Origin of the sequence: Fictibacillus aquaticus (assembly GCF_002245695.1) — a bacterium.
Lineage (GTDB): Bacteria > Bacillota > Bacilli > Bacillales > Fictibacillaceae > Fictibacillus > Fictibacillus aquaticus.
This window is the reverse complement of sequence record NZ_NOII01000001.1, coordinates 540,767-554,562: the sequence shown is the minus strand read 5'-3', so window position 1 is coordinate 554,562 and position 13,796 is coordinate 540,767. Positions and strand designations below refer to the sequence as shown.

Below are 13,796 nucleotides of genomic sequence, written 5' to 3'. Positions count from 1 at the left end.
GGATATCCTGGAAATATGGAAAAATACCTAGTAATCGTTGAATCTCCCGCAAAAGCAAAAACGATAAAGAAGTATTTGGGGAGCAAATATGAAGTAAAAGCCTCTATGGGACATGTCCGTGACCTGCCGCGGAGCCAGATAGGCGTTGACGTTGAAGAAAACTATGAACCGAAATATATAACCATCCGGGGAAAAGGTCCTGTTTTAAAAGAATTGAAGACTGCCGCCAAAAAAGCGGACAAAATCTATCTTGCAGCTGACCCGGATCGCGAAGGAGAAGCAATCGCATGGCATCTCGCCCATAGTCTAGATGTAGAGATTGATTCAGAATGCCGTGTTGTTTTTAACGAGATTACTAAAAATGCAATCAAGGATTCATTCAAGCGCCCGCGTAAGATCAACATGGACCTTGTAGACGCCCAGCAGGCAAGGCGAGTGCTGGACAGGCTCGTTGGATATAAAGTCAGTCCTTTATTATGGAAGAAAATCAAAAAAGGCTTAAGTGCTGGACGTGTCCAGACAGTGGCAGTCAGACTGATCGTTGAACGTGAACGGGAGATTGAAGCGTTTAAGCCAGAGGAATACTGGAAGATAAAAGGTGTTTTCTCTTCTGAGAAAAAAGAGTTCGAGGCGCAATTTTATGGCTTGAACGGAAAAAAAGCCGACCTTTCAAACGAAAAAGAAGTCAATGAAGTGCTTGGCAAAATAAGCGGGAAAAAGTTTCATATACAATCTGTACAGAAAAAAGAAAGAAAACGTAATCCTTCTCCTCCTTTCATCACATCATCTCTGCAGCAGGAAGCAGCTAGAAAGCTGAACTTCCGTGCCAAAAAAACGATGATGATCGCGCAGCAGCTCTATGAAGGAATTGATTTAGGGAAAGAAGGAACTGTCGGACTCATCACATATATGAGAACAGACTCTACACGTATATCTGATACAGCAAAAGATGAAGCTCGAGAGTTCATTACTAAGGAGTACGGAAAAGAATACACAGACAGCACAAGAGCAGAGAAGAAAGCGGGTAAAAATGCACAGGATGCCCATGAAGCAATCCGTCCTACATCTGTCATGTACCAGCCATCCAAGCTGAAAGAATATCTCTCGCGTGATCAGCTGAGGCTATACCGCTTAATCTGGGAGCGTTTTGTTGCAAGTCAGATGGCATCAGCCATACTGGACACAATGACTGTGGATCTTGAAAACAACGGTGTAACGTTTAGAGCGAATGGTTCTGCTGTGAAATTTCAAGGTTTCATGAAAGTATATGTAGAAGGCAATGACGACGGCAAGGAAGAAAAAGACCGTCTTCTCCCAGACCTTAAAGAAGGTAACACTGCTGAGAAAAAAAATCTCGAGCCGACACAGCATTTCACACAGCCGCCGCCGAGATATTCAGAAGCCCGTCTCGTCAGGACGATGGAAGAACTAGGAATAGGACGTCCTTCCACGTATGCACCGACTCTTGATACAATCCAGAAACGCGGGTACGTTGCACTGGACGACAAAAAGTTTGTACCTACAGAAATGGGTGAACTCGTCCTTCAGATGACACTTGAATTCTTCCCTGAAGTTTTTAACGTTGAATTTACAGCTAAAATGGAAAGTGAACTCGATGAAGTGGAAGAAGGAAAAGAAAATTGGATTGGAATCATCGATTCATTTTATCAAGGCTTTGAAAAGAAGCTGAAAATTGCAGAAGAGGAAATGCAGAAGGTTGAAATCAAAGATGAGCCAGCCGGAGAAGACTGTGAAAAATGCGGCAGCGAGATGGTCTTTAAAATGGGCCGATACGGGAAATTTATGGCTTGTTCGAATTTTCCTGACTGCAGAAATACTAAAGCAATCGTTAAAGATACAGGTGTTCCATGTCCAGAATGCCAAAAGGGAACTATCGTGGAAAGAAAAAGCAAGAAAAAACGGATTTTCTACGGATGCAACACATATCCTGAATGTGAATTCGTTTCTTGGGATAAACCTCTTGCAAGAAAGTGTCCAAAATGCGATAGTATGCTAGTGGAAAAAAAGCTGAAAAAAGGAAAAGCTGTACAATGTGTAAAGTGCGACTATTCCGAAGAGCAAGGAAAGTAAGGAGAAATGCTTCATGACAAACCAGCATGTTAATGTAGTCGGTGCAGGGCTTGCGGGAAGCGAAGCTGCATGGCAGCTCGCCAAACGCGGCATTCAAGTCCGTCTTTACGAGATGAGACCAGTCAGGCAGACACCGGCGCACCATACTGATAAGTTCGCGGAGCTCGTATGCTCCAATTCATTAAGAGCCAATACATTGACGAATGCTGTCGGTGTTTTAAAAGAAGAGATGAGGAAACTGGACTCTGTCATCATTTCTTCAGCAGATGATTGTGCTGTTCCTGCAGGCGGAGCCCTCGCAGTTGACCGTCATGAATTTGCGGGACTTGTAACAGAGCGGGTGAAGAATCATCCAAATGTAACTGTCATCCATGATGAAGTTTCTGATATCCCGGAAGGACCGACAATTATCGCAACAGGTCCTCTGACAAGCCCGTCACTATCTGAAAAACTCAAACAGCTTACAGGTGAAGAATACTTTTATTTCTATGATGCTGCAGCACCAATTATCGAAGTAGACAGCATCGATAAAGAAAAAGTATATTTGAAGTCTCGGTACGACAAGGGAGAAGCGGCATACTTGAACTGTCCGATGACAGAAGAAGAATTTGACCGTTTTTACGAAGCCTTGATCGAAGCTGAAACTGTTCCTCTCAAAGAGTTTGAGAAAGAAATTTTCTTTGAAGGCTGCATGCCGGTCGAAGTCATGGCAAAACGCGGGAAGAAAACCCTTCTGTTTGGACCGATGAAGCCAGTCGGATTGGAAGATCCTCGAACAGGCAAACAGCCTTATGCGGTAGTACAGCTGAGACAGGATAACAGTGCTGGAACTTTGTATAATCTTGTCGGGTTTCAGACACATATGAAATGGGGTCCGCAAAAGGAAGTGCTCCAGCTGATACCAGGGCTTGAGAACGCAGAAATCGTCCGTTACGGCGTCATGCACAGAAATACGTTCCTGAACTCGCCTAAGCTAATGAAAGATACGTACCAGCTGAAATCACGCGATGACTTATTCTTTGCCGGCCAGATGACTGGGGTAGAAGGATATGTAGAAAGCGCAGCATCAGGCCTCATCGCCGGTATTAATGCAGCACGGCTTGTGCTGGGTGAAGAACCGGTTTCATTTCCGAAAGAAACAGCCATTGGAAGCATGGCCTACTACATTACAACAGCAAGTCCGGACAACTTCCAGCCGATGAACGCTAATTTCGGACTTTTCCCTCCACTGGAGAAAAAGATCCGCAATAAAAAAGAACGATACGAAGCGTTTGCTGCCAGAGCGCTGGAAACAATTCAGAATTTTATAAAAAAAATATAATAATTCATTGATAAAGCCCCTATTCTGTGTTAAGATTTAGGGGCTTTGTGAGGTGTTTGAGATGTCAAATCTTCGTGATAACATCGGAATGTTTATGGAATATCTATCGATTGAGAAAAACTGTTCGCCATTAACGATTGAACATTATGAGAAAGATATTATGCATTTTGCAGCATTCATGAAACAGCAGGCAATCAGTGATTTTGCCGCTGTTTCTTATGTTTTGGTGAGACATTATCTTGTTGTTCTTCATGAGTCTTCATACAGCAGAAACACGGTAGCGCGCAAAATCTCTTCTTTGCGAAGCTTTTTTAAATTCTTAAACCGTGAAGGAATGCTTTCCCATAATCCTTTTGCGATGGCGTCTCTTCCCAAAAAAGGGCGGCAGCTGCCTCATTTTTTGTATGAGGAAGAAATGAAGCAGCTTTTTTCCGTTTGCCGGCTGGATGATCCGCTCGGTCAGAGAAATCAAGCGATTCTTGAATTGCTGTATGGAACGGGAATACGTGTTGCGGAGTGCTGCTCGATATTGATAAAGGATATTGATTTTTTTGTAGAGTCCGTCTTGATTAAGGGAAAAGGGAGAAAAGAACGTTTTGTTCCGCTAGGTTCATTCGCTCTTTCTGCGATTACTCGTTATATAGAAGGCGGCCGGAATGAGTTGGCAAAAAAATCAGAAAAACGGTTCGATTCACTTTTTTTGAACTACCGGGGGGAACCTTTGTCTGCGCGGAGCGTAAGAAATATATTGAACAGCATCATCGAGCAGTCATCGCTTAACGTACATATAAGCCCGCACGTGCTCCGCCACACATTCGCCACTCATATGCTGAATGAAGGAGCCGACTTAAGGGCTGTTCAGGAGCTGCTCGGTCATGCTCATCTTTCCTCGACACAGGTATACACGCATGTGACAAAGGATCATCTGAAAAAGATCTATAATAATGCGCATCCTCGTGCATAAAGATCGTACAGGAGGGATTTTCATATGACAACATTTCATGCGACAACGATATTTGCGATCCGCCATAATGGCGAGTGTGCGATGACAGGAGACGGTCAGGTCACATTCGGCAATTCGGTAGTCATGAAGCATTCGGCGAAAAAAGTAAGAAAGCTTTACAACGGAAAGGTTCTTGCTGGCTTTGCAGGGTCCGTCGCCGATGCCTTCACGCTTTATGAAAAATTTGAATCAAAGCTCGAGGAGTATTCAGGGAATCTTCAAAGAGCGAGCGTTGAGCTTGCTAAAGCATGGAGGACAGATCAGGTGCTCCGGAAACTAGAAGCCATGCTGATCGTTATGAACAAAGATCACCTGCTTCTTATTTCAGGTACTGGAGAGGTGATCGAACCGGATGACGGAATATTGGCGATCGGCTCTGGCGGCAATTATGCTCTTGCAGCCGGAAGGGCACTTAAGAGAAAAGCACCTGCCCTTTCCGCCAAAGAAATCGCATTAGCCTCACTTGAAACGGCAGGAGAAATTTGTGTATACACGAACACGAACATTGTGCTTGAAGAGCTTTAATTTCATACGGGGAGCGTGGAAGAATGGATCAACATCATCATTTAACTCCTAGGCAGATTGTAGAAAAGCTTGATCAATATATCATAGGCCAGAACAATGCTAAAAAAGCGGTGGCAGTCGCATTGCGGAACAGATATAGAAGAAGCAAGCTAGATGAAAAGCTCCGTGATGAGATCTCGCCGAAAAACATTCTCATGATCGGGCCGACTGGTGTCGGGAAAACGGAAATTGCGCGAAGACTCGCCAAGCTTGTTCAAGCTCCCTTCATTAAAGTGGAAGCGACTAAGTTTACTGAAGTGGGCTATGTAGGGCGTGACGTAGAATCGATGGTCCGCGATCTTGTTGAGACGTCTATAAGACTCGTAAAAGAGATTAAGATGCACGAGGTTAAAGACTCTGCTGAAGAAAACGCGAATAAAAGGCTTGTTGAACTGCTCGTTCCTGGAAAAAAGAAAGAAAATGTGATGAAAAACCCTCTTGAAATGTTCTTTGGGGGAGCTGCGAATCAGAATCAGCAAAGCAATACACAAAATGAAGAAGATGCATCGCTTGCTCAGAAAAGAAGGCAGACAGCCCATAAACTTGCTCTTGGAGAGCTCGAAGACAATCTGGTAACTGTTGAGGTTGAAGAGCAGGGAAACAGTATGATGGATATGTTTCAGGGGACAGGGCTTGACCAAGTGGGTCTTAACATGCAGGATATGCTCGGCGGTCTGATGCCTAAGAAAAAGAAGAAGCGGAAACTGACTGTCAGAGAAGCGAGGAAGGTTCTGACACAGGATGAAGCTGCCAAGCTCATCGATATGGACGATGTTACGAGCGAAGCCGTGTACAAAGCGGAACAATCGGGTATTATCTTTATAGATGAAATTGATAAAATAGCAGGCAAGAACCAGAACTCTGCGGATGTATCAAGAGAAGGAGTCCAGAGGGATATCCTTCCTATCGTCGAAGGGTCGACAGTCATGACAAAGTACGGTTCGGTCAAAACCGATCATATATTGTTTATTTCTGCCGGAGCGTTCCATATGGCAAAACCGTCTGATCTGATACCTGAGCTTCAGGGACGTTTCCCGATCAGAGTTGAATTGAAAAGCCTGACTGTAGAAGATTTTGTCAGAATATTGGTTGAGCCGGATAACGCCATCGTGAAACAATATACGGCGCTATTATCAACAGAAGGTATAAATGTAGAATTTTCTGACGAAGCTATTGCTAGAATTGCAAATATTGCTGCTGATGTGAACAGGGATACTGATAATATCGGTGCCCGCAGGCTGCATACGATCCTCGAAAGGCTTTTAGAAGATCTCTCTTTTGAGGCACCGGATATCAGCTTGGAGCACATTGTCATCACACCAGAATATGTTGACGAAAAATTGGCGAGCATTGCAAAAAATAAAGATTTGAGCCAATATATTTTATAGGATTCATGTAGGAGGAAATGGAATGAACTTATTAGAAAAGGCAAGAACGATTAACGCCATGCTACAGCAGTCTGGCGGAAAGCAAGTGAATTTTAAAGAAATGGCGGAAACGCTGCGCGATGTTATTGAAGCGAATATCTTTGTGGTAAGCCGCCGCGGAAAGCTGCTCGGGATTGCTCTTAAACAAGAAATCGCTAATGACCGCATGAAGAGAATGCTGGAGGAAAGACAATTTCCGACAGATTATACACAGAATCTCTTCAATATTAAAGAAACATCTTCCAACCTGGACATTAACAGTGAATATACAGCGTTTCCGGTTGAAAACAAAGATCTTTTCACTTCGGGACTTACAACGATCGTGCCTATCGTCGGCGGAGGAGAAAGGCTTGGTACTTTAATCCTTTCAAGACTTACAAACTCTTTTAATGATGATGATCTACTCCTTGCAGAGTACGGTGCTACGGTTGTAGGTATGGAAATTCTGCGCGAGAAGGCAGAGGAGATTGAAGAGGAAGCGCGTAATAAAGCGATTGTACAGATGGCGATCAGCTCACTTTCATACAGCGAGCTTGAAGCGATCGAGCATATTTTTGAAGAGCTTGAAGGCAATGAAGGGCTCCTTGTAGCAAGTAAAATTGCTGACCGTGTCGGTATCACCCGTTCTGTGATCGTTAACGCTCTTCGCAAGCTGGAAAGTGCTGGAGTCATTGAGTCACGCTCCCTCGGCATGAAGGGGACATATATTAAAGTATTAAACGACAAGTTTTTACTAGAACTTGAAAAGCTTAAAACATCATAAATAAGAAGCTCTCCATTGAGGAGGGCTTTTTTTTATGAGCATTTACTTTGCAGTGCTGAAGCAAGCACTAATTTACTATGAGAAACACCGGGAACAAAGTACTATTGATAAATAGGTCTTTATATCGAATTAAGTCGATTTGTGCAAAATAATCATAGACACTTTTTGGATATATCACGTAATATATGAATTGTAAGAAAGTTTTGGAAGATTTTTAATGATTTATAGTAAAAAAGAGGGGATGGTCTTATTGTTTTCTAGCCCTATTATAAAAAATCTGGAAAACGCTTTAAATGGCTCTGCTGCAAAACAGAGAATAATCAACGAAAACATAGCGAATGCTGACACACCGCATTACAAAGCCAAATCTGTAACATTTGCTAGTGAACTGGAAACACAATTGTCCGCTAACAAATCGGACTCAAGACATTTTGAATTTACAGGAAACCGTAATAGCCGAGTAATAACAGCAGAGCGCAGGGGTGGAGACATGAACCATAACGGGAACAACGTGGACATGGATCTTGAAATGTCAGAAATGGCGAAAAACCAGCTCTACTATCAAACTCTAGTTCAGAGAATAAACGGTAAGTTCAATTCGCTGAAAATGGTAGTTAAAGGCGGGAAGTAACTATGGGTATTTTTAATGCGATCAACCATTCAGCATCTGGACTGACGGCACAACGGCTCAGAATGGATGTTGCCTCTTCGAATATGGCGAATGCAGATACAACCAGGGGAGAATACATAGACGGAAAATGGCAGCCTTATAGACGGAAAATGGTAGTGCTTGAAGAGGGAAGACATTCGTTTGCATCATCTTTTCAGAATGCACTGAAAGAAGAGAAAAATAGCTTTGGGGTAAAAGCTAGAGCGATTATTGAGGAACAAAGCGAATTTAAAATGGTTTACCAGCCGGGACACCCAGATGCAGATGAACAGGGATTTGTGGCATACCCAAATGTGGACCCGCTTAAAGAGATGGTGGACCTGATGGGAGCAACTCGTTCCTACGAAGCGAATGTAACTGCATTGAATGCAGCAAAAGGCATGTATTTAAAGGCCCTTGAGATCGGCAGATAGGAGAGTTCTAAATGATTCAATCGGTTCAATCATTGCAGTCTGCAGCGGCAAGCCCCCGCAGCATAACGCCTAACGAGGCACAGCAATCATTTAAGGAAGCGCTTTATGAAGCAATAAATACTGTTAACGATGCCCAGATCCAGTCCAACAAAGCTACAGAAGCGCTTATGACGGGTAAAACCGACAATCTTCATCAGGTTATGATAGCTGCTGAAAAGGCAAGCATCACTCTTCAGACCGCAGTTGAAATCAGAAATAAGGCGGTTGAAGCTTATCAAGAAATGATGAGGATGCAAATTTAAAGATTACTAAAATTATTCGATCCTTTGCCTCGATTATGGGGGTTAAAGAGTAAATTTTTTTTGCGGCATCTATTGGGGGAAAAAATGAACGAAAAGTGGAGAGTGTTCACAAGCAGAACGAAAGGCTATTTTAACAGCCTTACTAATCTACAAAAAGGACTGGTGGCAGGCGGTGCTCTTGCAGCAATCGTGATTATCGTGTACTTAGCCATCTTCCTGTCAAAGCCTGAGCTTGTTCCTTTGTATTCGAATCTTTCCCCGCAGGAAGCCGGGCAGGTTCAAGAAACCTTAAACAGCAAAGGCATCACATCTGAACTAGCCGATGGCGGAAATACCATCCTTGTACCGGCAGAAAAGGCAGATTCTTTAAAAGTTGAACTTGCTGCTGAAGGTATTCCAAAAAGCGGCAACATTGACTTTTCCTATTTTGGAGAAAAATCAGGCTTTGGGATTACAGATAAAGAATTCAGTATTCTCGAGCGTGAGGCAACTCAGACAGAAATAAGCAGCTTGATTAAAAGTATAAATGGCGTTGATGATGCTGCCGTAATGATTACAATGCCTGAACCCGGTGTATTCGTTTCGGATGAAGAACAGCCCGCTTCAGCATCTGTTGTACTGACACTTGCTCCTGGTGCAAGGCTCGAGAAGCAGCATGTCAACGCACTGTATAACTTAGTTTCAAAAAGTGTGCCGAACTTGCCGGTAGAGAATATCGTCATAACTGATCAATACTCAAATTATTACGATCTTGACAGTCCATCCGGCAGTGACAATACGATGTCGGCCTATGATGAACAACGAAAAATAAAGATGGACATTGAACGGGACATCCAACGGCGCGTCCAGCAAATGCTCGGTACTATTGTAGGTCATGACAAAGTAGTGACGACTGTTACGGCAGATATCGATTTTACGAAAGAAAAAAGAGAAGAAAATCTAGTAGAGCCAGTTGATCCGGAAAAAATGGAAGGCATTGAAGTGAGTGTAGAACGGATTAAGGAAACGTTTTCCGGTGAAGGTGCGCAGGCAGGCGGCACAGCAGGTACCGGAGATGAGGAAGTGCCTAATTATCCAGGCGCCTCAGGCAATTCAAATGGTGATTACGAAAAAGTAGAAGAACGCATTAACAACGAAGTTAACAAGATAAGAAAAGAAATTGTGGAAAGCCCATATGAAATCAGAGATATCGGGATTCAAGCAATGGTTGAACCTCCTAACCCGAAAAAGCCAGATTCACTCCCTGCTGAGCGGCTGGATGATATCCAGCAAATTTTAGCAACAATTGTAAGGACAACGATCTCAAAAGATGCAGAAAATCCTTTAACTGATGAACAGATTGAGCAGAAGGTGTTCGTATCTGCACAGCCGTTCAAAGGCAAAGCTGAAGCAGCGGGAGGAAGCAAGGAAGGAGTTCCACTTTGGGTTTATATCACTGGCGGTATACTTCTTCTTGTTATATTATTCTTAATTTTTGCCTTAAGGAAGAAAACGAAAGATAAACAAACCGTTTATGAACTTGGACAAGATATCCCAATTGAAAGTTTCTCAGTACCGGATGTGAACAGCGAGTTTGAATCAGAAAGCACAGTACGCAAGGAACAGCTTGATAGAATGGCCCGTGAAAAGCCAGATGAATTTGCGAAGCTGTTGCGAACGTGGCTTTCAGAAGATTAGGAGGCAGCATGTAAATGACAAAGATAGAAAAAGAAATGTCTGGCAAGGAAAAAGCTGCAATCCTCGTAATCTCTCTCGGGCCAGATGCTGCCGCTCAAGTGTATAAACATTTAAGTGAGGAAGAGATCGAAAGGCTGACACTGCAGATTTCGCAAATAAGAAAAGTAGATTCTTCATTAAAAGAAGAAGTGATCGGGCAATTTCACCAGCTTGCACTTGCTCAGGACTATATTACCCAGGGCGGCATCAGCTATGCAAAATCGGTGCTTGAAAAGGCGATGGGCAAAGATGAGGCGATGCAGATTATTAATAAGCTGACCTCGACACTGCAAGTCAGGCCGTTTGATTTTGCCAGAAAAGCAGACCCTGGCCAAATATTGAACTTTATACAAAACGAGCATCCTCAGACAATTTCGCTAATACTGTCATACCTTGACTCAGCTCAGGCTGGGCAGATTTTGTCCGAACTCCCTCAGGAGATGCAGGCTGATGTGGCAAAACGAATTGCTCTTATGGATAGTACCTCACCTGAGGTGATAGCAGAAGTAGAGCAGATACTTGAAAGAAAGCTGTCTGCTACCGTAACGCATGATCTTACGCAAGCAGGCGGAGTCGAAGCGGTAGTCGAGGTGCTGAACGGTGTTGACCGGACGACAGAACGGACAATTCTTGATGCGCTTGAAAAACAGGATCCAGAGCTTGCAGAAGAAATTAAGAAGCGCATGTTTGTATTTGAAGACATCGTCACACTTGATAATCGTGCAATTCAGCGAGTTATAAGAGAAGTTCAAAACGAGGATCTTTTGTTATCACTTCGAGCATCAAGCGAAGAGGTTAAAGAAGTGCTTTATCAAAACATGTCTAAGCGGATGGCGGAAAACTTTAAAGAAGAAATGGAATTTATGGGTCCTGTCAGGCTTCGAGATGTGGAAGAAGCACAATCCCGTATCGTTTCTTCTATAAGAAAACTTGAAGAAGCCGGAGAAATTGTTATCGCAAGAGGCGGAGGAGATGATGTGATTGTCTAACATCATTAAACAATCATTTGTTTCTGATAACTGTTTATCTAATAACAACGTCATCATCGGCATCAAGCCTATTGACCTTGACCAGGAATTGGATGTAATAGAACTGACTGCCGATGAATTGCTGCAAAGAAACAGGGCAGAAGCAGAACAAGTAAGAAGAGCAGCATATGAAGAAGCGGAAAAATTAAAGAAATCAATGCTCCAAGAATACGAGAATCACAAGGAAATGCTAGCACAGCTAGAAAGTGAGCTCCGTTTAAAGATGGCAGCGGAAACAGAAGCTTCCAAAAGTGAAGGCTATGAGAAAGGCTTTAAAGAAGGATTAGCTTCAGGATTAGAGCAATGGAAAGTAAGGATTCAAGAGGCAGAAAAAATTGTTTCTTTATCTCAAGATGCATACAACAAGCATCTTGAAAGCGCAGAAGGTGTCATCATTGAAATGGCAACAGCCGTTGCTGGGAAAGTTACAGGAATAGCTTTAAAAGAAGATGAGGCTGTGTGGGTTTCGACTGTGAAACAGCTCATAAGAGAAGTCCGTGAGACAGGAGAAGTAAAGCTTTATGTTCATCCTGACTGGTATGAAACGACAATGACTTATCGCGATGAAATGAAAAATATGCTCCTTGGAACCTCAGCACTTTATGTTTTCCCTGACAGCAGCTTGAAAGAGTTTGGCTGTGTCATTGAGTCTCATTTCGGAAAAGTAGATGCCACTCTCGACAGCCAGCTTTCTGAAATAAAAACCATCCTGCTTGAGCGACTGGAGGGTGCTTCGAGTGAAAGCCGCTGATTTAATTCAAGGTATCAGCACAATTGACTCATACAAACGATACGGAAAAGTAGTAAAGGCGGCAGGACTTCTAATTGAATCAAGAGGCCCGAACGCATCAGTCGGCGACTTATGCTATATCCACACAGGCGACACAGGCAATGTGATTAAAGCAGAGGTGGTAGGCTTTTATGAAGAGAACCTTCTCCTCATGCCGTATACAGAAGTAAGAAATATTGCTGCAGGGAGTTTGGTTGAAGCCACAAGAAAACCGCTGCAGATAAAAGCTGGCCAAGAACTCATAGGGAGTGTGCTTGACGGGATAGGGAATCCTCTTGACAAGTCGGAGCTGCCGAGAGGACTAAACAGTATTTCCGCAGAAAATGAACCGCCCAATCCTATGGACCGTCCGAGGATAAAAGAACCCATCTCACTCGGCATAAGGTCGATTGACAGCCTGCTTACAGTAGGAAAAGGCCAAAGGGTAGGCATCTTTGCAGGAAGCGGCGTTGGAAAAAGTACGATGCTTGGCATGGTTGCCAGAAATTCAACTGCAGACTTAAATGTTATCGCTTTGATTGGAGAACGAGGACGAGAAGTGATGGATTTTATTGAAAGAGACCTTGGAGAAGAAGGTTTAAAACGATCAATTGTCATCGCAGCTACTTCAGATCAGCCCGCCTTGATGAGAATAAAAGGAGCAGAGACTGCGACAGCAATTGCCGAATATTTTCGCGACATGGGAAAAAACGTGATGCTCATGATGGACTCTGTTACAAGGGTAGCAATGGCGCAGCGAGAGATCGGGCTTGCTGCAGGAGAGCCTCCGACAACAAAGGGATATACACCAAGCGTGTTTGCGAAACTTCCAAAGCTTTTGGAGCGTTCCGGAACGAGCAGCAAAGGTACGATCACCGCATTTTATACAGTGCTCGTTGATGGAGATGACATGAATGAACCGATTGCAGATGCGGTGCGAGGCATTCTGGACGGACATTTTGTACTTGACCGTTCACTTGCTAATAAAGGACAGTTTCCTGCAGTCAATGTCCTCAAGAGCATCAGCAGGGTGATGAATGATATCGTTCCAGAAACCCAGCGTGCAGCTGCTGACAAAGTGAGAGAACTGCTTTCCTCCTATTATGAATCAGAAGATCTCATTAACATAGGCGCTTATAAAAGAGGTTCTTCAAAAGCTGTCGATCAAGCTATCCATGCATTTCCAAGCATCATTTCTTTTTTAAAGCAGCATGTTCATGAAGATTCCACATTTGATGACTCTGTGAGTCGTCTTTTAGCAGAGTGGGGAGATGAAACATAATGGGGTTTCAATTTAAACTAGAAAAAGTTTTAGGTTTAAAGGAAAAAGAAAAAGAGGCATATGAATCAGAATTTCGGCTTTCGGTACAAAAGTTTGAAGAGGCTGCACATGAACTTTACAGCTTGCTGAAACGAAAAGAAGAAATTGAAAACCATGCTGACAGTCAGTTTCATTCAAAAATGTTTGTGAATGAAATTCAGTCAACACAGCGATTTCTTCTATCAATGGAATCAAAGATTCATTTTTTACAGAAGAAAGTTCAAGCGGCAAGAGAACAGATGGCTTTTGCTCAAGAAAAGCTGCTCTATAAGACAGTTGAAGTGAAGAAATATGAAACATTGAAAAGCAAACAGAAGCAGGAGTTTCAATTTCTGCAATCAATGATGGAAACAAAACAGAACGACGAGTTTTCTGTTTTGCGCTATGCAAGATAATGAAATTGGGTGA

14 protein-coding genes are annotated in these 13,796 nt (G+C 43.1%); all 14 read left to right on the top strand.

Features of this window, described 5'->3' with window-relative positions:
• Window positions 1-15 precede the first annotated feature (15 nt).
• The 14 genes from topA (at window position 16) to fliJ (ending at window position 13,783) form a co-directional block, all read left to right on the top strand.
• Complete coding sequence (topA, locus tag CGZ90_RS02905; protein WP_094250826.1) at window positions 16-2,091, top strand: type I DNA topoisomerase; 2,076 nt, start codon at window positions 16-18, stop codon at window positions 2,089-2,091.
• 13 nt (window positions 2,092-2,104) lie between these two features.
• Window positions 2,105-3,412, top strand: coding sequence for an FADH(2)-oxidizing methylenetetrahydrofolate--tRNA-(uracil(54)-C(5))-methyltransferase TrmFO (gene trmFO, locus CGZ90_RS02900; RefSeq protein WP_094250825.1), 1,308 nt, complete (start codon window positions 2,105-2,107; stop codon window positions 3,410-3,412).
• Between the two features lie 61 nt (window positions 3,413-3,473).
• Window positions 3,474-4,376: a tyrosine recombinase XerC gene (gene xerC / locus CGZ90_RS02895; RefSeq protein ID WP_094251765.1), complete on the top strand. Its 903-nt coding sequence runs from the start codon at window positions 3,474-3,476 to the stop codon at window positions 4,374-4,376.
• A gap of 24 nt (window positions 4,377-4,400) precedes the next feature.
• Window positions 4,401-4,940, top strand: coding sequence for an ATP-dependent protease subunit HslV (gene hslV / locus CGZ90_RS02890; RefSeq protein ID WP_094250824.1), 540 nt, complete (start codon window positions 4,401-4,403; stop codon window positions 4,938-4,940).
• Window positions 4,941-4,963: 23 nt separating this feature from the next.
• Complete coding sequence (gene hslU, locus CGZ90_RS02885; protein WP_094250823.1) at window positions 4,964-6,367, top strand: ATP-dependent protease ATPase subunit HslU; 1,404 nt, start codon at window positions 4,964-4,966, stop codon at window positions 6,365-6,367.
• Window positions 6,368-6,389: 22 nt separating this feature from the next.
• On the top strand, window positions 6,390-7,169 hold the full coding sequence (codY, locus tag CGZ90_RS02880) for a GTP-sensing pleiotropic transcriptional regulator CodY (RefSeq protein ID WP_094250822.1): 780 nt from the start codon (window positions 6,390-6,392) through the stop codon (window positions 7,167-7,169).
• 217 nt (window positions 7,170-7,386) lie between these two features.
• On the top strand, window positions 7,387-7,800 hold the full coding sequence (flgB, locus tag CGZ90_RS02875) for a flagellar basal body rod protein FlgB (RefSeq protein WP_240515330.1): 414 nt from the start codon (window positions 7,387-7,389) through the stop codon (window positions 7,798-7,800).
• A 2-nt stretch (window positions 7,801-7,802) separates the two neighbouring features.
• Window positions 7,803-8,252 (top strand): flagellar basal body rod protein FlgC, encoded by a 450-nt coding sequence (gene flgC, locus CGZ90_RS02870; RefSeq protein WP_205727365.1) that lies wholly within the window; start codon window positions 7,803-7,805, stop codon window positions 8,250-8,252.
• Window positions 8,253-8,263: 11 nt separating this feature from the next.
• Window positions 8,264-8,554 carry a flagellar hook-basal body complex protein FliE gene (fliE, locus tag CGZ90_RS02865; RefSeq protein ID WP_094250821.1) on the top strand — a complete coding sequence of 97 codons (291 nt, stop codon included), beginning with the start codon at window positions 8,264-8,266 and terminating at the stop codon, window positions 8,552-8,554.
• 84 nt (window positions 8,555-8,638) lie between these two features.
• Window positions 8,639-10,231, top strand: coding sequence for a flagellar basal-body MS-ring/collar protein FliF (fliF, locus tag CGZ90_RS02860; RefSeq protein WP_094250820.1), 1,593 nt, complete (start codon window positions 8,639-8,641; stop codon window positions 10,229-10,231).
• A 14-nt stretch (window positions 10,232-10,245) separates the two neighbouring features.
• A complete protein-coding gene (gene fliG, locus CGZ90_RS02855; protein WP_094250819.1) occupies window positions 10,246-11,259 on the top strand; it encodes a flagellar motor switch protein FliG in 1,014 nt (337 codons plus the stop codon).
• A complete protein-coding gene (gene fliH, locus CGZ90_RS02850; RefSeq protein ID WP_094250818.1) occupies window positions 11,252-12,049 on the top strand; it encodes a flagellar assembly protein FliH in 798 nt (265 codons plus the stop codon). The genes fliG and fliH overlap by 8 nt, the downstream gene beginning before the upstream one ends.
• A complete protein-coding gene (gene fliI / locus CGZ90_RS02845; RefSeq protein ID WP_094250817.1) occupies window positions 12,036-13,349 on the top strand; it encodes a flagellar protein export ATPase FliI in 1,314 nt (437 codons plus the stop codon). The genes fliH and fliI overlap by 14 nt, the downstream gene beginning before the upstream one ends.
• Window positions 13,349-13,783, top strand: coding sequence for a flagellar export protein FliJ (gene fliJ, locus CGZ90_RS02840; protein WP_094250816.1), 435 nt, complete (start codon window positions 13,349-13,351; stop codon window positions 13,781-13,783). The genes fliI and fliJ overlap by 1 nt, the downstream gene beginning before the upstream one ends.
• The last annotated feature ends 13 nt before the right edge of the window (window positions 13,784-13,796 follow it).